We start from the raw sequence: 21,383 nt of genomic DNA, 5'->3' as shown, positions 1-21,383 counted from the left end.
ATGATCGGCATGACCCTGCCGATGTTCCGCCAGGTCGTCCTCGACTGCACCGACGCCCGGCGGCTCGCGGAGTTCTACCGCGAGCTGCTCGGGCTGGTGTACCGGCCGGGCGACGAGGACGGCCCGGCCGACTGGCTCGTGCTGCGCACCCCGGACGGGATCCCGCAGCTGGCCTTCCAGCAGGTCGACGCCCTGCCGGAGGCGACGTGGCCGGACGGCCCGGTGCCGCAGCAGCTGCACCTCGACCTGACGGTGCCGACGAAGTCGGACCTGGCGGCCCAGCACGAGCGGGTGCTGCGGCTGGGCGCCCGGCTGCTGCGCGACCGCAGCGACGATCCCGACGAACCGCTCTACGTCTACGCCGATCCGGCCGGGCACCCGTTCTGCGTCTTCGTCGCCTAGACGGTCAGAACGATCTTCCCGCGCGTGCGTCCGGACTGGCTCAGCCGCCACGCTTCGGCGGCCTCGGCGAGTGGCAGGGCCTGATCGACGTGCACCGTGAGCTTGCCGTCGTCGGCCAGGCGGGCCAGCTCGGCCAGCTCCGCGCCGTCCGGGCGGACCCACACGTAGCCGTGGGGGCCGACCTCCGGGTCGGCGATCGAGGCGATCCGGTCGGCGCTCACGAACTCGCGGGAGATCACCACCGCGTCGCCGCCGACGAAGTCCACCGCGGCGTCGATCGGGCCGAGCTCGCGCAGCCGCTCGGCCAGGCCCTCGCCGTAGGTGACCGGCTCGGCACCCAGCGCGCGCAGGTAGTCGTGGTTGCGCTCGCTCGCCGTGCCGATCACCCGCGCGCCCAGGGCGACCGCGATCTGCGTGCCGAACGAGCCGACGCCGCCCGCGGCCGCGTGGATCAGCACCGTCTCACCGGCCTGGAGCCCAACGCGCTTGAGCGACCGGTACGCGGTCTGGCCGGCCAGCGGCACGCCCGCGGCCTGCGCCCAGTCCAGCGACCGGGGCTTCTTCGCGAGCATGCGGACGTGCGCCGTCACCAGTTCCGCGTACGCGCCCTGCTGCACCCAGTCCTTGCGGATGTAGCCGAAGACCTCGTCGCCGACGGCGAACTCCCCCGCGTCCAGCCCGACCTTCTCGACCACACCCGCCACGTCCCACCCGGGCACGAGCGGGAACCGGACCTCCATCAGGGCGTCCAGCCCGCCGCCCGCGAGCTTCCAGTCGACCGGGTTGACGCCGGCCGCCTTGACCCTGACCAGCACTTCCGCCGGGCCGACCTTGGGGTCCGGGAGGTCGACCAGCCGGAGGTCGTCCGCCGAGCCGTACTCCTGCAGTGCGATTGCCTTCATGTTCGCGGCAACGGTCCACACGCGACGAGATATTCCGCCCGGCGCCGGGTTTCGCCGTTTCGTGGGCGGGCGCACCCGGTCATCGGGCGGGCGCGGCGGGCCGGACCGTGAACGTCTGCCAGCTCTCCGGCGTCACCGAGCACGGGCCGCCGGGGTGCACGTGCAGCCGTCCCGCCACGACGTCGAGCGAGATCGTCGCCAGGCTCTCCCACCGCTCGTGCGGCGGCAACGACATGTCGGGATGCGCGCACACCGCCGCACCGTCCTCGGTGTGCGCGCACAACGCCCGCGCCCGCGCCGACAGATCCGCGGCCCCGAGTTCCGCGGTGTGCGCGCGCAGCCACGAGCCGCGGGCGAAGGTCGTCGACACGTCCTCGGTCGTCCGTTCCCCGGGGGCGAGCGCGGCGTCGAGGAAGTGGTTGGCGTGCCACAGAACCCCGTCCGCCGGGTCGATCACCCCGACCCCGGCCGGGCTCAGCTCCAGGCACCGCGCCCGGTCCGCCGTCACCACCGTGATCACCGACGACACGGACAACCGCGCCGAGCGGGCCAGGTCGGTGGCTTCCTCGACGGTCGACGCCTCGTCCAGGATCCGCCGGGCCACCACGTGCACGGGCACCCCGATGTCCGCGTGGTCCGAGGCGTGCCGCAGCACGTTGAAGTGCACGCCGAGCCCGGCGGAGTTCACGCCGATCTTGCCGACCACCCCGGCCTCGGTGAACGTGCACACGCCCGGCCACGACACGACGGTCATGGCGGCGCGCAGGGTGTCGTGCCAGTCCCACGTCTGCACGGTCCGCGGCGATCCGTCCGCGAGCACCACCGACGTGGAGCACTCGCCCTCGCCGGTCACCGCGCCCGCGGCGAGGATTTCCGTGCGCCCGTTCAGCGCGCCCAGCTGCCACTCCGCCAAGCCGCTGCCCTCGGCCACGCCGCGGATCTCCGCGGCCAGCGACGGCGCCCACTCGTGCGTCGCCGCGAGTGCCGCCGCGCCCCAGGCGCGCACCTGCTCGGCCCCGATGCCGTGCGCGGCGAACAGCCGCGCGTAGGCGTCGAACGCCGCCCGGATGTCGCCGGCGCAGGCGGCGCCCAGCGCACGCGGGTCCTCGGCCGGCACGGTGTGGATCGCCCGGTGCGTCGCGAACTGTTCGAGGGCCACGTCGTTCAGCTTGACGCTGGTGATGACCACCGTCAACCACGACGGGTCGCCAGCTCCGCGATGATCCGCACCCCCTCTTCGATCTCGCTCGCTGATCTGGCGGCGTAGCCCAGCACCAGGCCCGGCTCTCCCGGGAGCTGGCGGTGCCACGACAACGGCTGCACCTTCACCCCGCGGGCCAGCGCCGCCGCCGCCAGGTCCACATCGGACACACGCGCCGCGAAGGTGATCATCAGGTGCAGGCCCGCCGCGGCGCCGTGCACCCGGGCGCCGGGGAGGTGGCGGCGCACCGCGGCGATCATCGCGTCACGGCGGTGCCGGTGGCGCCGGCGCACGACACGCAGGTGCCGCTCCAGCTCGCCCGACGTCATCAGGTGCGCCAGCACCAGCTGCGGCAGGACGGCGTTGCCCAGGTCGGCGTACCGCTTCGCGTCCACCAGATCCCGCTGGTACCGGGCGGGCACCAGCATCCACCCGATCCGCAGCGCCGGGGCGAGCAGCTTCGAGATGCTGCCGGCGTAGCAGACCCGCTCCGGCAGCATCGAGCGCAGCGCGGGCACCGGCGGGCGGTCGTAGCGGTGCTCGGCGTCGTAGTCGTCCTCGACGATCAGGCCACCCCAGCGCATGAGCTCGCGCCGCCGCTCGCCGCCGAGCACCACGCCCGTCGGGAACTGGTGCGCGGGCGTCAGCAGCACCGCGGGCGAGCGCAGGTCCGCCACCCGGATGCCGTCGTCGTCCACTGGCACCGGCGGGGTCGCCAGGCCGGCGTTGCGCAGGTGCTGCCGCGCGCCCAGCGATCCGGGGTCCTCCACCGCGACCTCGTCGATGCCGTGCGCGTGGAACACCGTCGCGAGCAGGCCGAGCGCCTGCGCGACCCCGGCCACCACGACCACATCGGCCGCATCGACCCGGATGCCGCGGTTGCGGGCGAGCCAGTTCGCCACGGCCAGCCGGAACACCGGGGCGCCCCGCGGATCGCCGTACCCGAAATCGGCCGGCGGCAGGTCGCCGAGCACCACCCGTTCCGCACGCAGCCACGCCACCCGCGGGAACGCGGCCAGGTCCGGCACGCCGGGGGTGAGGTCGATGCGGGCCGGGGCGGCACGCAACCGGTCGAAGACGTCCGGCCGCGGCTCGAACACGACGTCCGCACTCGGCGCGGGCGGCGGTGCGGGCGACGCGGTGACGGGCACCGCCACCACGACAGTTCCGCCCCGGCCGCGCCCGGCGACGTGCCCGTCCTCCACGAGCCGCTGGTACGCCTCGGTGACCACACCGCGCGACACGCCCAGTTCGGCGGCCAGCGTCCGCGTCGCGGGCAGCCGGCTGCCGACCGGCAGGCGGCCGTCGGCGATCGCGTCCCGTAGGCGCGCCGACAGCCACGCCGACCGGCCGCCCGGGGGCGCGTCCCCGATGTCGAGCTGGAGGAAGTCCGATCCGGTTGTGGACCTCTCGACCGGCTCGGCTTTGGACCTGTTCACCGGACCAGTATCGCGCCAGGGTGGGGACATGTCCGTCGAGTTCCTGCTCACCGCCCTGGTCGTCGTGGCCACGCCGGGCACCGGCGCGCTCCTGACCATGAGCGCGGGCCTGGCCCACGGCACGCGGGCGAGCGCCGTCGCCGCGGTGGGCTGCACGCTGGGGATCGTCCCGCACGCGGTCGCCGCGATCACCGGTCTCGCCGCGTTGCTGCACGCCAGCGCGGTCGCGTTCCAGGTGATCAAGTACGCCGGGGTGGCCTACCTGCTCTACCTGGCGTGGTCGGCGTTGCGCGAGAAGGACCAGACGCCCGGCGCGCCGGCCCCGCGGTCGGCCCCGCGGGTGATCGTGTCCGCGGTGCTGGTGAACGTGCTGAACCCGAAGCTGACGATCTTCTTCTTCGCGTTCCTGCCGCAGTTCGTGCACGCCGGGGACCCGAACTCGCTGCTCACGATGGTCGAGCTGAGCGCGGTGTTCATGGCGCTGACGCTGGTCGTGTTCCTCGCCTACGGCGCGGGCGCCGCCGCGATGCGCGACCGCGTGCTGTCCCGGCCGCGGGTGCAGGCCTGGATGCGGCGGATCTTCGCGGGCGCGTTCGTCGCCCTCGCTGCACGGCTGGCCGCGGAGTGATGCCCCGGCCGGATCAGGGCTCCAGGCCCTTCGCGACCACCTTCCCGGCCGCAACTCCCGTCAGCCGCAGGGTTTCGGCACGCAACCGGCTGGCCGCCCGGGCGTCGAACTCCGGGCCGTGCACCGCGATCCGCCTGCCCTCGGCGAACGCGCTCAGCGGCTCGGCCGGCGGCGAATCGAGCACTCCGGCCGCGGCCGGAGCCGCCCAGCCGCGAGCAGTTCCCGTCAACCCGACAACCAGGCCGCGCCGAAAGTTGCCGCACCCGCTGGGGCGGCTTTCCCGGCAGGCGCGCCGAAGTTGCGCAGCCGCCCGGGTGCACTCCGAGCGGCCCCGGTCAACGGGCCGCGTCCAGCGCTGCCCGGCCTGTGGCTGTTCCGAGTGGCCCCCGACCAGGCCGTGCCGGAGGCCGCCTTCTGCCTCCGGCACGGCCGGCCCTCACGCCGTGGTCAGCAGGCCGTGCGGGTCGAGCACGTACTTGCGTGCCGCGCCGCGGTCGAATTCCTGGTAGCCCCTCGGGGCTTCGGCCAGTGGGATCGGTGTTGCGTTGACCGCCTTCGCAATGTGGACCCGGTCGTGCAGGATCGCCATCATCAGGCGCCGGTGGTAGCGCATCACGGGGCACTGCCCGGTGGTGAACGCGTGCGACTTGGCCCAGCCCAGGCCGATCCGGATGGACAGCGAACCGTGCCGCGCGGCTTCGTCGGCCGCGCCCGGGTCGCCCGTCACGTACAGCCCCGGGATGCCCAGCGCGCCGCCGGCCGCCGTGATGTCCATCAGCGAGTTCAGCACCGTCGCCGGGTGCTCGTCCGCCGCCTCCCTGCCGTGCCCGCGCGCCTCGAACCCGACGGCATCGACACCGCAGTCCACCTCGGGCACACCGAGGATCTCCGCGATCTGCTCCTTCGGATCGCCCTTCGACACGTCCACCGTCTCGCAGCCGAAACTGCGCGCCTGCTCCAGCCGGTCCGCGTTCAGGTCACCGACGATCACCACCGCCGCCCCGAGCAGCCGCGCCGACGCCGCCGCGGCGAGCCCGACCGGTCCGGCGCCCGCGATGTACACCGTCGACCCGACACCCACGCCCGCGGTGACGCAGCCGTGGAAGCCGGTTGGGAAGATGTCGGACAACATCGCCAGGTCGAGGATCTTCTCCATCGCCTGGTCGCGATCCGGGAACTTCAGCAGGTTCCAGTCCGCGTACGGCACCATCACGTACTCGGCCTGCCCGCCGACCCAGCCGCCCATGTCGACGTAGCCGTAAGCCGATCCGGGCCGGTCCGGGTTCACGTTCAGGCAGATCCCGGTCTTGCCCTCCTTGCAGTTGCGGCACCGCCCGCAGGCGATGTTGAACGGCACCGAGACCAGGTCACCCTCCTTGATGAACTCCACGTCCCGGCCGACCTCGACCACCTCGCCGGTGATCTCGTGGCCCAGCACCAGGCCTTCCGGCGCGGTCGTGCGGCCGCGCACCATGTGCTGGTCGCTGCCGCAAATGTTGGTCGCCACGTTCTTGAGAATGACACCGTGGTGAGTTTCGCGACCCACGTTGGCCTGGTGCACCCCGGGACCGTCCTTCATCGAGAAGGTCGGGTAGTCGATGGTGGCGACTTCGACCTTGCCAGGTCCCAGATAGGTGACTGCCTTGTTGCCCGCCATGACGCCTCCTCGTTCGCCGTTGAACGTCCAGGCTCGATGCTAGGAACACCCGCGGTGCCCGGCCTAGGGCCGGAAGACCATTCCGGTGCGCGCCGACCGGCCGGGCGCTGAACCGTCCACAGTGGAACGATCAGGGCAGCAGGACGACCTGCACCGCGGTGAGGACACCGGCCGCGGCGACGGCGATGGCCGCCGCGCCCAGGACGCGGCGGGTGCTGCCGGTGGTCGGCGGGCGCCGCACGGCGACGAACCACAGCACCACGACCGCGGCGGCGCACCCCGCGGCGGCGATCTCCAGCGGGGCGTCGCGGACCAGCCCGCTGCGCAGCAGCAGAACGGCCGCGACGGCGGCGGCGAGCGCGGTGCGCTGCCAGGCCAGTGCGGTGCGCTCGGGCTGGAGCCCCGGGTCCCTCATCGGACGGCGACCAGGACGACGACGAGACCGACAGCCACGGCCAAGGCGGTCCGTTCGGGCAGGAACCCCGGCTCCCTCATCGGACCACGACCAGGACGACAACGAGCACGACAGCCGCGGCCGGAGCGGTCCGCCCGCACCGAAATCCCACGTCCCTCATCGGACCGTCACCAACGCCACGACAAGCACGACAGCCCCGGCGAGTGCGGCGGCCCAGCCGGCGACGAACGGCAACCACGTCATCGGCAGCGGACGCTTGTTGCGCATCGCGCGCTGGACGTGGGCCCAACGGCGGTAGGCGAACGCCGCGAGCAGCGTGCCGGTGACGGCGAGCAGCGCGGCCAGGCCGGCACGCATCCCGGCGACCGAGAACTGGGGGACGAACTGCATGAGCGCCACCGCACCGGCGATGAGCGCCAGCGCGGTCCGCAGCCACGCCAGGAAGGTGCGCTCGTTGGCCAGGGTGAACCGGTAGTCGGGCTCCTCACCTTCTTCGTACCAGCGTGGGCTCATGCGGTTCACGTTACTTGTTCGTCCGGCACGATCGGTTCGCCGTTCACGGCGAAGCCCTCGGCTCGTCGCGGTCAACGCGCGCGGGGCAGCTTCACCGGGTTCTCGTGGAGGTCTTCGAGCAGGTCGCCCATCTCCTCGACCCGGTCGAGGACGTCGTCGCTGAGGAACTTCAGCTGGACCGGGCGACGGCAGGCCGCGACCTCGTCCCAGGTGACCGGGGTGGACACGGTCGGCTCCGCGCGGCCACGCAGCGAGTACGGCGCGACCGTCGTCTTGTGCGGGTTGTTCTGGCTCCAGTCGATGAACACCTTGCCCGGCCGCAGGCTCTTCGTCATCGCCGCGGTGACCTCGTCCGGGGTCTCGGCGGCGAGCTTCTTCGCGGCGGCCTTCGCGTAGGCCGAGGTGTCCTCCGGTGTCGCGGTCTTCACCGGCGCGTACAGCTGCAGGCCCTTGGAGCCGCTGGTCTTCGGGTAGAGCCGCAGCCCGTCCGCCGCCAGGAGGTCCCGCAGCCGCTCCGCGACCCGGCAGCACTCGACGATCGTCGCCGGCTCGCCCGGGTCGAGGTCGAACACCAGCAGGTCGGGATTGCGGCGGGCCCCGCGCGGGCCGACGGTCCACTGCGGCACGTGCAGTTCCAGCGCGGCGAGGTTGGCCGCCCATATCAGCGTCGGGACGTCGTTGACCAGCGGATACGCGTTGACGTCCGAACTCTGCCCGCGCCCGCCGCCGGCGATCCTCGCGGTCTTCACCCAGTCGGGGGCGTGCCGCCCGGCGTCCTTTTCGTAGAACGGGTTCGACTGCACGCCGCCCGGCCAGCGGCGGAAGGTCAGCGCCCGGTTGCGCAGGTGGGGCAGGATCACCGGGGCGATGCGCGCGTAGTAGTCGATCACCTGTCCCTTGGTGAAACCCGCCTCCGGGTAGAGGACCTTGTCCAGATTGGACAACGACAGCCGGCGCCCGTCGACCTGCACCGTCACCCTGTCCTCGGCCATGCTCTCCAGCCTGCCTCAGCCCGGGGCGCCGTGCATCCCGATGCGGCCGATTCCGGCGCCGGGCTCAGGGGACCAGGACGAGGCGGACCGGGTTGCCCTCCTTCCGTTCCAGGTGCTCGACGGCGGTCGCGGCCTCGGCGAGCGGGAAGGTGCCGCTGATGGAGCGGCTCCACTCCACGCGGTGGTAGCGCGCCAGTTCGATGAGCTGCTCGACGGCGCCGGGCTGGGAGCCGTAGTGGCCGAGCAGGTGCTGGCCGCGGTAGCTGAAGCCGATGCCGTCGGTCACGGTGAGCGGTTTCGGGGTGAGGCCGACGAGCACGAGGCGTCCGCCGAGGCCCAGGCAGCTGACCGCCTGCTCGCGCACCGGCGGGACTCCGGCCATGTCGAACGCGACGTCCAGCCCGGCGCCGCCGGTGAGGGCGAGGATCTGCTCGCGCAGGGTGGGGTCGCCCGGGTCCAGCGCCAGGTCGGCGCCGAACTCCAGCGCCCGTTCCCGCGCCGCTGCCAACGGATCGACCGCGACGATCGGGGCGGCGCCGATCAGCCGGAGCAGCTGCACCGCGTGCACGCCGAGCCCGCCCGCGCCCCACACCCCGGCCGGGCGAGCCGGCTGGGCCTGGCCGGTGCCGGTGACCGCGCCCCAGGGCGTGGACACGGCATCCGGGACGATCGCCGCCTGCACGAACGGCAGGTCGTCGGGGATCGGGATGAGGGTGTGCTGGCCGGCGAGGGCGTACTCGGCCCAGCCACCGTCGTAGTCGACGCCGCGCGTGCGGACCTGCAGACAGGGGTCGCGGAAGCGGACGCAGTTCGGGCACTGGCCGCAGCGCTCCCCCGCCTCGAGCGCGACGCGCTGGCCCTCGTGCCAGCGGTCCGGCACGTCGGGCCCGATCGCGTCGATCTCGCCCGCCACCTCGTGCCCCAGCGTGACCTCCGGGGTTTCGAGGAAGAGCGGCGTGAGGGTGCCATCGATCAGGTGGACGTCGGACAGGCACACCCCGGCCGCGCGCACCTTGATCCGAACCTGGCCGGGCCCGGGGTCGGGGACCGGCACCTCCCGGACGCCGAACTTGCGCGAGCTGATCTCGAGCCGGCCGGCCAGCATCGTGGCCATGGGTGTCCTCCCGTTTTGGCGGTGGCGGTCCCCCACATGGTGGCCCAGCGGCGCGGGTCGCACACGGTCGTTCCCCTTTCGTGGCGCGATCGGTGGCAGAATCGGGGGTGACCCGTCTGGGGAGGTCGCCCATGGTGATTCTGGTGGTCATCGTCAGCCTCATCGGCCTGTTGCTGGTCGTCGCGGGAGTGCACGACCTGCGCACGCGCCGCAAGCGGCCGGTACGCCCCTGGACGACGGACGAGCTCGTCGAGCACCACCGCGACGTGCGCGCGGCGCAGGGCGTGAACTTCCGGGTGCGCGACTTCGAGTGGATGGCGGTGCGGCGCCGCAAGCCACGGTGAGGTTCCCCCTGGGTGGGCAGCCCGGCGAGGTTCCTTCCCGGTGGATAGCCCATGTGAGGGGCCCACTGGGTGGCAGCCTTGCGGGGTTTCCGCCGGGTGGGCAGCCCTCCGAGGCTCCCGTCGGGTGGGCAGCCCTGCGGGGGTCCCGTCGGATGGGCAGCCCTGCGGGGGTTCCCGCCCGGTGGACAGCCCTGCGAGGGGCCCGCTGGGTGGGCAGCCCGGAGGCGCGCCCTGCCTGTCGGGTCGTTGTCCGACGGCGTTGGGCGACGGACCTGCGTGTGGCGTCTCTCCTCTCTGTGTGAATGTGGACCGGGCGGTGCCATCGGTGGGCTCGGTCGGCTTTCGAGCACTCCGCGACCCGCGACGAAGCTCATCCTGTTCGCGTCAGCCCGTCACCGACGTCGCCGCACCGCGCAGCTAGGGCCAGGGTGGGTTGGCCAGCTGGGCTAGCGCCGCGCCCGCGCGGCGACCCAGCACTGGCTGGCGTCCGCCGGGGCCTAGCCATCCTCGGTGCCACGGCCAGCGGCCCCGTGCGTCCGCGTGGACCAGTTGCGTCGCGCGGATCTCGGGGCCGTACAGGTCCACCGCGACGGTCAAGTGCACCCACGGCACCTCCACCGCCACGGCCTCCAGCAGCAGGTTCCCCGGGCCCGGCAACCGCTCCCCCGGCTCCAGGTCCGGCTCCCCCGTGTGGAGCAGGTGCGCGGCCACGTCGTTCAACACGTCGCGCGCCTGGTGGGGCTCCATCGCTGTCACCACCAACTCCGGTATGCCCCGGCCGGTCAACCCCACCGTGTACGCCCACGGCGGGCGCGAACCGTTGCCCTCGAACGAAATCACCGCCCACCCGTGCTCACCTACTATTTCGCACAGGTGGCGCAGGTGCCCGCCCGGCCGGTCGCACTTCCCGCACATCGTCTCCCCCTCGGAGTTCGCGTCGTCGTGCGATCGACTATGCAGGGCGGCACCGACAAAAAGACAGTCCAGGCACCGGCACGTTCACTCGATCGTGGCTAATCGGGGAAACCCCGACACCCCGGCGCCACTCGCCATAGGCTTTCCGGGCGGCGCAAAACCCAGCCACCACCGGCGAGACCGGTCACCACGGGCTCTCCCAGGCGCGCGGCGCGCCGGGGCTTTGACCACCCAGCGACCACCTCGCCAAGGTGACGGAACTGCATTCCCCGTCATCCCGGAGCCTGCCCGTCCGGCGAGGACATCTCTTGATCTTTTCCCTGCGCTTCGCGCAGAGGGGCGCCTTACGGCGCCGAACGGTCACCTCGGGTGCCGGCTCGCGGATATTTTCCGCGACTGTCTCGTGCTGCCTGGGGTCAGACGGTCGTCATCGCGAAGAGTTTGATGTTCGGGGTCGGCCGACAGGGCCGTCTCCTCGCCGAAGCGTGGGGACCGCGAGAATCCGCACCGCACGGCGACCTCCGGGATCGGCAACATGCTGCCGTACAACAACCGGCATGCGTGCTCGACCCGCGTGCGCATCAGGTAGCGGGGCCGCGGGCCACCGGGTGCCGCCCGCGGCGGACGGTCACCGCACCACCGAGGTGCCGGATCACCCGGTGGGTGCCTGCCGCGTCGAAACCCGGCGTTTCGGCCTGGGCCCAGCCGGAGAGCCGGTCCCAGCCCACAGCGGGCCGGGTGGATCCACGTGCGGCGCAGGATGCCGGTCGTGTCGGCCGGGCTCAGCTCGCCAGTCCAGGTCGTCGTCAGGCGCGCAACACGTGGTGACGCGTGCGCGGAGCCGCCGCGATCTGGAACTCGAGGCGGTCGACCTCGTCGCGGTGCGCGGCCGCCTCGGCTCGGATCCGCGACGCGTCGCGGTCTTCGACGTCGAAACTGCCGGACATCCGCGGCGGCGCCTGGCGGCGGTGGTTGCGGTTGAGGCCCCACACGATCAGGGCGATGAGCAGCAGGAACATCAGCAATCCGGTCATGGCAGAAATTATTCGCCGCACGAGAACCTGCCATAAGTGGCAGAACAGACCTTGTTCGGCAAAATCCTGCCAGCTACTCTGGGAGGCATGCTTCGCACCGTCGCTTCCGTGCTGGTCGACAGCGCCGCCGTCTTCGAGTTCGGCGTCGTCTGCGAGGTGTTCGGCATCGACCGGACCGAGGAAGGCGTGCCTTCCATCGAGTTCCGCGTCTGCGGCGAACGCGCCGGCGAACCGATCCAGGCCGGGATCGGCGTCAAGCTGACGCCCGAGTACGGCCTGGACGGGCTCGACGGCGCCGACCTCGTGGCCATCCCCGCGATGCGCATCCGCGACGAATACCCGCCCGCCGTCCTGGACGCCATCCGGAAGGCCCACGCGAACGGCGCCACCCTCCTGACCGTGTGCAGCGGCGCGTTCCTGCTCGCCGCCACCGGGCTGCTCGACGGCAGGCCGTGCACCACCCACTGGAAGCACATCGAGGAGTTCAAGCAGCGCTTCCCCGAGCCGATCCTCGACCCGGACGTCCTGTTCGTCGACGACGGCGACATCATCACCAGCGCGGGCACGGCCGCCGGCATCGACGCGTGCCTGCACCTCGTCCGCCGCGAACTCGGCTCCGCGGCGGCCACCGCGATCGCGCGCCGCATGGTGGTCCCGCCGCAGCGCGACGGCGGCCAGCGCCAGTTCGTCGAGCTGCCGATGCCGGAGTCCACAGCGGACAGTCTGGAACCGGTGCTGGCGTGGATGGTCGAAAACCTCGCCGAGGAGCACACGGTTCCGGCGCTGGCCCGGCGCGCGCAGATGTCGGAGCGCACCTTCGCCCGCCGGTTCGCCGCCGAAACCGGCACCACGCCGGTCAAGTGGCTCACCACGCAACGCGTCCTGCACGCCCGCACCCTGCTGGAGACCACCCGGCTGAGCATCGAGGAGATCGCGCGCGAGTGCGGGTTCAGCACGGGCGCCCTGCTCCGGCACCACTTCCACCGCGTGGTCGGGGTGTCCCCGCACGACTACCGCCGCACGTTCGCCGCTTCCTGAGGCATGCTGGCCTCGTGGCCTATGACGTAACCGCAGTACGCAAGCACTTCCCCGCGCTCGACGAGGGCGCCGCGCACTTCGACGGCCCCGGCGGCTCGCAGGTGCCGGACGTCGTCGGCGAGGCCGTCGCCGCGACCCTGTGCGCCGCGATCGCCAACCGCGGCTCGATCACCGCCGCCGAACGCCGCGCCGACGGCATCGTCGCGCAGGCGCGCCAGGCCGCCGCCGACCTGCTCGGCGCCCAGCCCGGCGGCATCGTGTTCGGGCGCAGCACACGACCCAGCTGACCTACGACTTCTCCCGCGCGCTGGCCAAGACCTGGCAACCCGGCGACGAGGTCGTGGTGACCCGGCTGGATCACGACGCGAACATCCGGCCGTGGGTGCAGGCGGCGGAGGCGCACGGGGTCACCGTGCGGTGGGCGGACTTCGACCCGGCCTCCGGTGAGCTGCCGGTCGACGCCGTCACGAACCTGCTCTCCGACCGCACCCGCCTGGTCGCGGTGACCGCGGCGTCCAACCTGCTCGGCACGCGCCCGGACATCCCGGCGATCGCCGTCGCGGTGCACGAAACCCCAGCGTTGCTCTACGTCGACGGCGTGCACCTCACGCCGCACGCGCCCGTCGACATCACGGCGCTGGGCGCGGACTTCTTCGGCTGCTCGCCGTACAAGTTCCTCGGCCCGCACCTCGGGGTGGTCGCGGCCGCGCCCGAGCTGCTGGAGACCCTGCACCCGGACAAGCTCGCGCCCTCGACCGACGCCGTGCCGGAGCGGTTCGAGCTGGGCACGCTGCCGTACGAGCTGCTGGCCGGAACCACGGCGGCGATCGACTTCCTGGCCGGCCTCGTGCCCGGCGACGGCTCCCGGCGGCAGCGCCTGCTGCGGTCGCTGACCGAGCTGGAGGAGCACGAGCGGGCCCTGCTCGACCGGCTGGACGCGGGCCTGGCGGAGATCCCCGGCGTCACCCGGTACGGCTCCCCCACCCGGCGCCGCACCCCGACGGTGCTGTTCTCCGTCGCGGGCGTGCCGTCGCAGGTGGTCTACGAGCGCCTCGGCGCGCGGGGCGTGAACGCGCCCGCGGGCAGCTTCTACGCGCTGGAATGCTCCCGTCACCTGGGGCTGGGTGACACCGGCGCGGTCCGGGCCGGCATCGCGCCCTACACCACGGCCGCCGAGGTCGACCGGCTCTTGGACGGTGTCCGGAGCCTCTGACCGGGCGAGGTGCACAGGCGTGACGGCGAGCCTGTGCACCTCGCACAGTGACCGGGACGTTCGCGCTGTTTACGGTGCTGGGAACCGCTTCTTCTCCGGATAAGGAGGTCGGCATGGCCTCGTCAGTCGGTGTCGACGACTACGCCCTCACCAGAGTCCCGGACAGCGCCCGCTACTCGTGGTGGTCGGTCGCGATCCAACGGTTCGGCCAGGTGTCCGCGCTGTCGCAGTTCCTGCTCGGCGCGACCGTCGGCTTCGGGATGAGCTTCTGGCAGGCGTTCCTCGCGTTCACCCTGGGCTCGGTGATCCTCGAACTCATCACGATCCTCGTCGGCGTGATCGGCATGCGCGAAGGGCTGTCGACGTCGATGATCGCCCGCTGGACCGGCTTCGGCCGCGGCGGGTCGGCGCTGATCGGGCTCGCGATCGGGATCAGCCTCATCGGCTGGTTCGGCATCCAGTCCGCGGTGTCGGCGCAGGGTCTCGTCTCGCTCATCGGCGGCCTGCCGGAGTGGGCGTGGGCGCTGGTGTTCGGCCTGGTCGTGACCGCGATCGTGGTGCGCGGTTTCCACTCGATGGCGTGGACGGCCTACCTGACCGTGCCGGCGTTCCTGATCCTGGTCGGCTGGTCGATCATCTCGGAGCTGTCCAGCCACGACGTCGGCGCGCTGGTGTCGTCGGCGCCGCCCGGCCCGGGGCTGAGCCTGCTGGAGGGCACCACGCTCGTCGCGGGCGGGTTCATCGTCGGCGCGGTGATCACGCCGGACATGACGCGGTTCAACCGCAGCACCGGCGACGTGGTCAAGCAGACGCTGGTCGGCATCACGCTCGGCGAGTACGTCATCGGCATGGCCGGTGTGCTGCTGGCGCACGCGGTGAAGACGGCCGAGATCACCACGATCGTGACGTCGTCGGTCGGCTGGGTCGGGCTGCTGATCGTGATCGCCGGAACCATCAAGATCAACGACTGGAACCTGTACTCGTCCGGCCTGGGCGTGGTGAACTTCATCGGCACGGTGTCCGGCCGCAAGGCCCACCGCGGCTTGATCACCGCCGTGCTCGGCGTGGTCGGCAGCGTGCTCGCGGCGGCCGGGATCCTCGGCGCGTTCTCCGACTTCCTCACGCTGCTCGGCGTCGCGTTCCCGCCGATCGCCGGGATCATGGTGGCCGAGTACTTCGTGGTGAAGAAGTGGCGCGGCGAGCTGGAAGCCGCGCGCGCCAAGGGCACCGTGCCCGAGGACGCGCCCGTGTGGGTGCCGGCCACCATCGTCGTCTGGATCGCCTCGGCGCTGATCGGCAAGTTCGTCGACTGGGGCCTGCCCAGCATCAACTCGCTGGTCGTGGCGTTCGTGCTGTACGTGATCGCCGGGAAGCTCGGCCTGGTCCGCGGTATCGGCCGCAGCCGCACCGCCGACGCCGACCCCGTCCCCGCTCTGTAGAAAGGAAAATCCCAGTGCGCATCGGCATCGACGTCGGCGGCACCAACACCGACGCGGTCCTGCTGGACGGGCGGCAGGTGCTCGCCTCGATCAAGACCAGCACCACCGAGGACGTCACCTCCGGCATCGTCGCCGCGATCAACGGCCTGCAGCAGCAGCGCGCGTTCGACCCGGCGGCGGTGCAGGCCGTGATGATCGGCACCACGCACTTCATCAACGCCCTGGTGGAGGCGCACCGGCTGGCCCCCACCGCCGCGGTGCGGCTGAGCCTGCCCGCCGGGGCGTCGCTGCCGCCGATGGTGGACTGGCCGCAGCGGCTGGTCGACGCGGTGTCCGGGCGCAGCTACCTGGTGCACGGCGGGCACGAGTTCGACGGCCGCCACATCGCCGAGCTCGACGAGTCCGAGCTGCGCAAGGCGGCCGAGGACATGGGGCAGGCCGGGGTGCGCAGCGTCGCGATCACCTCGGTGTTCTCCCCGGTCAACGCCGAGTTCGAGGCCCGCGCGGCGGAGATCATCGCCGCGCAGCTGCCGGACGTGGCGATCTCGCTGTCCCACGAGATCGGCCGGATCGGGCTGCTGGAGCGGGAGAACGCGACCGTCATCAACGCCGCGCTGCGGGAACTCGCCGCGCACATCGTGGACGGGCTCGCCGCGTCGGTGTCCGGCGCGGGCATCACCGCGCCGCTGTACCTGAGCCAGAACGACGGCACGCTGATGGACGTCGACTTCGCCCGCCGCTACCCGGTCGCCACGTTCGCCTCCGGCCCGACCAACTCGATGCGCGGCGCGGCCGTGCTGTCCGGTTTGGACACCTGCGCGGTGGTGGACGTCGGCGGCACCACCAGCGATGTCGGCGTGCTGCGGCAGGGCTTCCCGCGCGAGGCGACCACCGACGTCAGCGTCGCCGGGATCCGCACCAACTTCCGCATGCCGGACGTGCTGTCCATCGGCATCGGCGGCGGCAGCCGGGTCCGCGGCACGGCCGTGGGCCCGGACTCGGTGGGCTACGAGCTGACCTCGAAGGCCCTGGTCTTCGGCGGCGACACGCTGACCGCGACCGACCTCGCGGTGGCCGCGGGCCGCGCCGAGATCGGCGACCCGAGCCTGGTCGCGCACCTGGACCGCGACGTGGTGCGGGCCGCGCTGGACCGCATCGCCGCCGACGTGTCCGACGTCGTCGAGCGGATGCGCACCTCGGCCGAGCCGCTGCCGGTGGTCGCTGTCGGCGGTGGTTCGGTGCTGCTGCCGGACGAGCTGTCCGACGCCGGCAGGGTGCACCGGCCGGAGAACTACGCGGTCGCCAACGCGATCGGCGCGGCCATCGCGCAGATCGGCGGCGAGGTGGACCGGGTGTACGCGATCGAGCCGGGCCGCCGCGAAGCCGTGGTCGAGGAAGCCAAGCAGGAGGCCGTGGACCGCGCGATCGCCGCCGGTGCCAGCCCCGCGTCGGTCGGCATCGTGGACTTCGACGAGGTGCCCATCCCCTACCTGCCCGGCAACGCCACCCGCATCCGGGTCAAGGCGGTCGGCGACCTGCAGCTGGGAGCGTGACGATGCGCGAGATCACGATCGACCACCTCGACGACATCGCCCGCGGCGCCGCGATCCTCGGCACCGGCGGCGGTGGCGACCCCTACATCGGACGGCTGCTCGCGTCCTCGGCGGTGCGCGACCACGGACCGGTCGAGCTGGTGCCGCTGGACGAGGTCGGCGACGACGCGGTGGTCCTGCCGGTCGCGATGATGGGCGCGCCGACGGTGATGGTCGAGAAGCTGCCCTCCGCCGAGCAGGTCGGGGTGGCCGCCCGCACCCTGGCGACCTACCTGGGCAAGGAGCTGACGCACATCGCGTGCGCCGAGGCCGGCGGGGTCAACTCGCTGATCCCGGTGGTCGCGGCGGCGCAGCTGGGCCTGCCGCTGGTGGACGCGGACGGCATGGGCCGCGCGTTCCCCGAGCTGCAGATGGTGCTGCCCACGCTGTACGGCATCCGCGCGACCCCGATGTCGATCGCCGACGAGAAGGGCAACCGCGGCGTGCTGGACACGGTGGACAACCACTGGGCGGAGCGGCTGGCGCGGTCGGCGACGATCGACATGGGCTGCTCGGCGATGATCAGCAACTACGCGATGTCCGGCGCGCAGGCCCGCGAATCGCTGGTGCCCGGCACGCTCAGCCTGTGCGCCGAGCTGGGTGCCGCGGTGCGGCAGGCGCGAGCCGAGCACGCCGATCCCGTCGCCCGCGTGGTCGAGCGGCTGGGCGGCCGGAAGCTGTTCAGCGGCAAGGTCGTCGACGTCGCCCGGCGCACCGTCACCGGGTTCGCCCGCGGCGAGGCGCGACTGTCCGGAATGGACGGTGACGCGGGCAGCGAGATGGTGCTGAAGTTCCAGAACGAGCACCTGGTCGCCGAGCGGGACGGGGTCGCGCAGGCGTCGGTGCCGGACCTGATCTGCTGCCTGGGCTCCGAGTCCGGCGAGGCGGTGACCACCGAGGGCCTGCGGTACGGCCAGCGGGTCACCGTGATCGCCGCGCCTGCCGACCCGCGCTGGCACACGCCGGGCGGCATCGAGCTGGCCGGGCCGCGGTACTTCGGCTACGACATCGACCCGGTCGGGGTGCCCGCGTGAGCTGGACACTGACCGAGGAGCACCTGGAAGACCTCGCCCGCGGCGCGGCCGTGCTCGGCACCGGCGGCGGCGGTGACCCGTACGTGGGACGGCTGCTGGTGCGGCAGGCGATCCGCGAGCACGGGCCGATCACGATCCTCGACCCGTCCGAGGTCGGCGACCACGAGCTGGTGGTGCCGACCGCGCAGATGGGCGCCCCGACCGTGCTGCACGAAAAGCTGCCCAACGGTGCGGAGCCGGTGCTCGCGCTGCGCACGCTGGAGAAGCACCTGGGCAAGCGGGCGAGCGCCACGATGCCGATCGAGTGCGGCGGGATCAACTCGATGATCCCGCTGGTGGTCGGCGCGCGGCTGGGGCTGCCGGTGGTCGACGCGGACGGGATGGGCCGCGCGTTCCCCGAGCTGCAGATGGAGACCTTCGGCGTCTACGGCGTGCCCGGCTCGCCGATGGCGATCGGCGGGGAGCGGGGCGAGACCACGGTCATCGACACCGGGGCCGACAACAAGCGGATGGAGTGGCTCGCGCGCGGCGTCACGATCCGGCTGGGCGGGGTCGCGCACATCGCCGAGTACGCGATGAGCGGCGCGGAGGTCAAGCGCACCGCGGTGCCGCGCACGCTGTCGCTCGCGTTGACGGTGGGCCGCACGATCCGCGAGGCGCGGGAACGCAACCTCGACCCGGTCGCTGAGCTGTCCGAGGCCCTGCGCGAGACGCTGTACCGGAACCTGCGGGTGATCTTCCGCGGCAAGGTGTCCGATGTGGAACGCCGGACCGAAGCCGGTTTCGCGCGCGGGCGGGCGCAGGCGGTGTCGTTCGACGGCGCGCACAAGCTGGAGCTGCTGTTCCAGAACGAGAACCTGCTGGCCCTGGTCGACGGCGAGGTGCGGTGCCTGGTGCCGGACCTGGTCTGCGTGCTGGAGTCCGAGTCGGCCGAGCCGATCACGACCGAGACGCTGCGCTACGGCCAGCGGGTCGTGGTGGTCGGCATCTCGACCCCGGACCTGATGCGCACGCCGGAGGCGCTGGCCACCTTCGGCCCGGCCGCGTTCGGGTTGTCCCACGAGTTCACACCGGTGGAGGAGCTGCTGTGAGTCTGGCGGATCGGGTCGTGGTGATCATCGGCGGCGGTTCCGGTATCGGGTTCGAGGTGGCGCGGCGGGCCGCGGACGCCGGGGCGCAGGTGTTCCTCGGCGGCCGCACCGCGGCGACGCTGGAAGCCGCGGCGGAGAAGATCGGCGCGCAGTGGCACGTCGTGGACAACACGGACCAGGACTCGCTGGCCGAGTTCTTCGGCGCGGTGCCGCGGGTGGATCACCTGTTCACCCCCGGCGCCTCCTACACGACCGGGCCGATGCGGGAGCTGAGCGACGAAGACGCGGCGAGCCCGTTCGTGACGAAGTTCTGGGGCCAGTACCACGCGGTCAAGCACGCGGCGCCGAAGCTGTCCCGGGACGGCTCGGTGGTGCTGATGTCCGGCGCGGCGAGCGTGCGCCCGCCGGGCCCCGCGCCCGCGTACGTGGCGTGCAACGCCGCGATCGAGGGGCTCGGCCGCGGGCTCGCGGTGGAGCTGGCGCCGGTGCGGGTCAACGTGGTCGCGCCGGGCACGATCGACGGGAACCTGTGGTCGCAGCGCCCCGCCGACGTCCGCGAGGCGAGCTTCGCGCAGTACCGCGCGGACACGGTGCTGCACCGGGTCGGCAACGAGCCCGAAGTGGCCGAGGCGGTGCTCTACCTGTTCGGCGCCACCTTCACGACGGGCTCCACGCTCTACCCGGACGGCGGCTACTCGTTCCGGTAGGGCCATTGGTCGGGTGATTTCCGGCCGCCGGTGGGGTTGACTCTTCCGGATGAAAGCAGCACTCGCCTCGGCCGCCGCCGTCGCCGCGATCCTGGCGACGGCGGCCCCGGCCGCCGCCATCAACTCCTACCACGCGACCCCGGCGCCCGAGCGCACCGAGGTCGGCGCGCTCGTCGCGACCTGGGACAACGACGCGAACCCGGCCACGCCGGACCGCGTGGACTGGGTCTGCTCGGGCACCATGGTCGACGCCGACACCTTCCTCACCGCCGCGCACTGCACCAGCGACTGGCCCGCGAACGTGCGGTTCTACGTCTCGCTCGACCAGGACGTGCAGTCCGGCCTCGACGCCGCCGCGCAGCGGTATCCGGGCGACCCGGCCGCGGTGGCGCGTGCGGTCGGCGTGGCAGGCGTCGCGCACACCGACCCGGCCTACCCGGGCAACTCCGCCGACTCCCACGACATCGCGGTCGTCCAGCTGCCCGCGCAGCAGGTCGCCGCGCGGTGGTCGTTCACCCCGGCGCAACTGCCCACCGCGGGACAGCTGGACCAGCTCGGGCCCCGCGGCCTGAACAGCACGCCGTTCGTCGTCGTGGGCTACGGGACGCAGGAGGCCGTCAACGGTCCCGGCGGCCACACCCACCCAGGCGGCGGCGTGCGGATGAAGGCGCCGGTCAGCTTCAACGCGCTCAACAACACCTGGGTGCGCCTGGCGATGACCGCGCCGCAGGGCAACGGCGGCGCCTGCTACGGCGACTCCGGCGGGCCGAACTTCGCCACGATCGGCGGACAACGCGTGCTGGTGTCCACCACCATCACCGGCGACGCGCCCTGCTACGCCACCAACGTGACCTACCGCCTGGACACCCCCTCGGCGCGCACGTTCCTGGCGCCGTTCACCGCGCTGCCGTAGGCACCCGGTACTCGCTGTCCCGCCGGTCGGTGATGAACATGTGGCCGGGCGAGTGGGTGATGGCGAACGGCGGCTTCGACGCCATCAGGGCCGCCTGCGGGGTGACCCCGCACGCCCAGAACACCGGCACGTCACCGGGCTCCGCCTCGACCGGGTCGCCGAAGTCGGGGCGGGCCAGGTCGGCGATCCCGAGTCCGGCGGGGTCGCCGACGTGCACCGGCGCGCCGTGGACCGCCGGCATCGCGCCGCTGATCGCGATCGCCTCGTCGACCTGGCCGGCCGGGATCGGGCGCATCGACACGACCAGCGGGCCGTGCAGCCGCCCGGCCGGCCGGCACTGGCGGTTCGTCACGTACATCGACACGTTGCGGCCCTGCTCCAGGTGCCGCAGCGGGACGCCGGCCGCGAGCAGCCCGGTCTCGAAGGTGAAGCTGCACCCGATCGAGAACGCGACCAGGTTCTCCTGCCACAGCCCGCTCACGTCGTCGACCTCCTCGGCCAGCTCGCCGTCGCGCCACACCCGGTAGCTGGGCAGGTCGCGGCTCAGATCGGCGCCGGGGGCGAGGACGGTCGAGGTGCTGCCCGGATCGGTGACGTCGAGGACCGGGCACGGCTGCGGGTTGCGCTGGCAGAACAGCAGCACGTCGTAGGCCCAGTCGCACGGCACGGCGATCAGGTTGGTCTGGGTGAACCCGGTCGCCCACCCCGACGTCGGCGCCACGGTTCCGGCGCGGAACGCCGCCCGCGCCTGGTCCGGGGTCATGGTCGCTGGATCGTCTACCCTGGTCATACCTCCAGCT

At 72.7% G+C, this 21,383-nt stretch carries 22 protein-coding genes and 1 pseudogene; 11 read left to right on the top strand and 12 right to left on the bottom strand.

The genetic code is table 11. From position 1 onward, the window contains the following. A complete protein-coding gene (locus L1857_RS09170) occupies positions 1–402 on the top strand; it encodes a VOC family protein (RefSeq protein WP_116111924.1) in 402 nt (133 codons plus the stop codon). On the opposite strand, the gene L1857_RS09165 is transcribed toward L1857_RS09170, so the two are convergent. The 3 genes from L1857_RS09165 to pdxR form a co-directional block, all read right to left on the bottom strand. Then, the gene (locus L1857_RS09165) at positions 399–1,304 is read right to left on the bottom strand and encodes an NADP-dependent oxidoreductase (protein WP_116111921.1); all 906 of its coding nucleotides are present in this window, start codon (positions 1,302–1,304) and stop codon (positions 399–401) included. The genes L1857_RS09170 and L1857_RS09165 overlap by 4 nt on opposite strands. Before the next feature lie 79 nt (positions 1,305–1,383). Next, positions 1,384–2,493, bottom strand: a complete 1,110-nt coding sequence (locus tag L1857_RS09160; RefSeq protein WP_240323299.1) for a C45 family autoproteolytic acyltransferase/hydrolase — start codon at positions 2,491–2,493, stop codon at positions 1,384–1,386. Between the two features lie 2 nt (positions 2,494–2,495). Continuing rightward, a complete protein-coding gene (gene pdxR, locus L1857_RS09155; protein ID WP_094006605.1) occupies positions 2,496–3,944 on the bottom strand; it encodes a MocR-like pyridoxine biosynthesis transcription factor PdxR in 1,449 nt (482 codons plus the stop codon). Positions 3,945–3,972: 28 nt separating this feature from the next. Between pdxR and L1857_RS09150 the strand changes: the two genes are divergently transcribed. Continuing rightward, complete coding sequence (locus L1857_RS09150) at positions 3,973–4,572, top strand: LysE family translocator (protein ID WP_116111917.1); 600 nt, start codon at positions 3,973–3,975, stop codon at positions 4,570–4,572. Positions 4,573–4,585: 13 nt separating this feature from the next. Here L1857_RS09150 and L1857_RS09145 read toward each other — a convergent pair whose 3' ends face one another. The 6 genes from L1857_RS09145 to L1857_RS09120 form a co-directional block, all read right to left on the bottom strand. Then, complete coding sequence (locus L1857_RS09145) at positions 4,586–4,801, bottom strand: hypothetical protein (RefSeq protein WP_205413329.1); 216 nt, start codon at positions 4,799–4,801, stop codon at positions 4,586–4,588. A gap of 207 nt (positions 4,802–5,008) precedes the next feature. After that, positions 5,009–6,229 (bottom strand): formaldehyde dehydrogenase, glutathione-independent, encoded by a 1,221-nt coding sequence (fdhA, locus tag L1857_RS09140; RefSeq protein WP_094006607.1) that lies wholly within the window; start codon positions 6,227–6,229, stop codon positions 5,009–5,011. A gap of 130 nt (positions 6,230–6,359) precedes the next feature. Further along, entirely contained in the window at positions 6,360–6,644 is a 285-nt protein-coding gene (locus L1857_RS09135; protein ID WP_094006608.1) for a DUF202 domain-containing protein, read from the bottom strand. Positions 6,645–6,800: 156 nt separating this feature from the next. Beyond that, entirely contained in the window at positions 6,801–7,157 is a 357-nt protein-coding gene (locus L1857_RS09130) for a YidH family protein (protein WP_094006640.1), read from the bottom strand. A gap of 71 nt (positions 7,158–7,228) precedes the next feature. Then, the gene (gene ligD, locus L1857_RS09125) at positions 7,229–8,149 is read right to left on the bottom strand and encodes a non-homologous end-joining DNA ligase (RefSeq protein ID WP_249464854.1); all 921 of its coding nucleotides are present in this window, start codon (positions 8,147–8,149) and stop codon (positions 7,229–7,231) included. A gap of 64 nt (positions 8,150–8,213) precedes the next feature. Further along, positions 8,214–9,263 (bottom strand): zinc-binding dehydrogenase, encoded by a 1,050-nt coding sequence (locus tag L1857_RS09120; protein ID WP_249464851.1) that lies wholly within the window; start codon positions 9,261–9,263, stop codon positions 8,214–8,216. A 131-nt stretch (positions 9,264–9,394) separates the two neighbouring features. Here L1857_RS09120 and L1857_RS09115 point away from each other — a divergent pair, with 131 nt between their 5' ends. After that, the gene (locus L1857_RS09115) at positions 9,395–9,607 is read left to right on the top strand and encodes a hypothetical protein (protein ID WP_094006611.1); all 213 of its coding nucleotides are present in this window, start codon (positions 9,395–9,397) and stop codon (positions 9,605–9,607) included. Between the two features lie 417 nt (positions 9,608–10,024). Here L1857_RS09115 and L1857_RS09110 read toward each other — a convergent pair whose 3' ends face one another. Together L1857_RS09110 and L1857_RS09105 are read right to left on the bottom strand one after the other, a co-directional pair. Then, positions 10,025–10,522, bottom strand: a complete 498-nt coding sequence (locus tag L1857_RS09110; RefSeq protein WP_205413328.1) for a DUF4262 domain-containing protein — start codon at positions 10,520–10,522, stop codon at positions 10,025–10,027. An 806-nt stretch (positions 10,523–11,328) separates the two neighbouring features. Further along, a complete protein-coding gene (locus tag L1857_RS09105) occupies positions 11,329–11,556 on the bottom strand; it encodes a hypothetical protein (RefSeq protein ID WP_249464849.1) in 228 nt (75 codons plus the stop codon). Between the two features lie 87 nt (positions 11,557–11,643). On the opposite strand from L1857_RS09105, the gene L1857_RS09100 reads away from it, so the two are divergent. From L1857_RS09100 to L1857_RS09065, 8 genes and pseudogenes are all read left to right on the top strand, one after another. Further along, on the top strand, positions 11,644–12,594 hold the full coding sequence (locus L1857_RS09100; RefSeq protein WP_116111905.1) for a helix-turn-helix domain-containing protein: 951 nt from the start codon (positions 11,644–11,646) through the stop codon (positions 12,592–12,594). 14 nt (positions 12,595–12,608) lie between these two features. After that, a pseudogene (locus L1857_RS09095) lies at positions 12,609–13,807 on the top strand (cysteine desulfurase-like protein). A 113-nt stretch (positions 13,808–13,920) separates the two neighbouring features. After that, a complete protein-coding gene (locus tag L1857_RS09090; protein ID WP_094006617.1) occupies positions 13,921–15,246 on the top strand; it encodes a purine-cytosine permease family protein in 1,326 nt (441 codons plus the stop codon). Between the two features lie 14 nt (positions 15,247–15,260). Further along, positions 15,261–16,799: a hydantoinase/oxoprolinase N-terminal domain-containing protein gene (locus tag L1857_RS09085; protein ID WP_094006618.1), complete on the top strand. Its 1,539-nt coding sequence runs from the start codon at positions 15,261–15,263 to the stop codon at positions 16,797–16,799. Then, entirely contained in the window at positions 16,796–17,872 is a 1,077-nt protein-coding gene (locus tag L1857_RS09080) for an S-methyl thiohydantoin desulfurase family protein (RefSeq protein WP_116111900.1), read from the top strand. Before L1857_RS09085 ends, L1857_RS09080 begins: the two co-directional genes overlap by 4 nt. Beyond that, entirely contained in the window at positions 17,869–18,963 is a 1,095-nt protein-coding gene (locus L1857_RS09075; protein WP_094006620.1) for an S-methyl thiohydantoin desulfurase family protein, read from the top strand. Before L1857_RS09080 ends, L1857_RS09075 begins: the two co-directional genes overlap by 4 nt. Then, entirely contained in the window at positions 18,960–19,670 is a 711-nt protein-coding gene (locus tag L1857_RS09070; RefSeq protein WP_094006621.1) for an SDR family oxidoreductase, read from the top strand. Before L1857_RS09075 ends, L1857_RS09070 begins: the two co-directional genes overlap by 4 nt. 49 nt (positions 19,671–19,719) lie before the next feature. Further along, positions 19,720–20,583, top strand: coding sequence for a trypsin-like serine protease (locus L1857_RS09065; RefSeq protein WP_116111898.1), 864 nt, complete (start codon positions 19,720–19,722; stop codon positions 20,581–20,583). Here L1857_RS09065 and L1857_RS09060 read toward each other — a convergent pair. Beyond that, positions 20,567–21,346: a putative hydro-lyase gene (locus tag L1857_RS09060; RefSeq protein ID WP_205413332.1), complete on the bottom strand. Its 780-nt coding sequence runs from the start codon at positions 21,344–21,346 to the stop codon at positions 20,567–20,569. The two genes, L1857_RS09065 and L1857_RS09060, sit on opposite strands and share 17 nt — an antisense overlap. Positions 21,347–21,383: the final 37 nt, after the last annotated feature.

The organism is Amycolatopsis thermalba (assembly GCF_023376025.1).
Lineage (GTDB): Bacteria > Actinomycetota > Actinomycetes > Mycobacteriales > Pseudonocardiaceae > Amycolatopsis_E > Amycolatopsis_E thermalba.
Note: the sequence above shows the minus strand (reverse complement) of the source record. Positions and strands in the feature narration are given on the sequence as shown.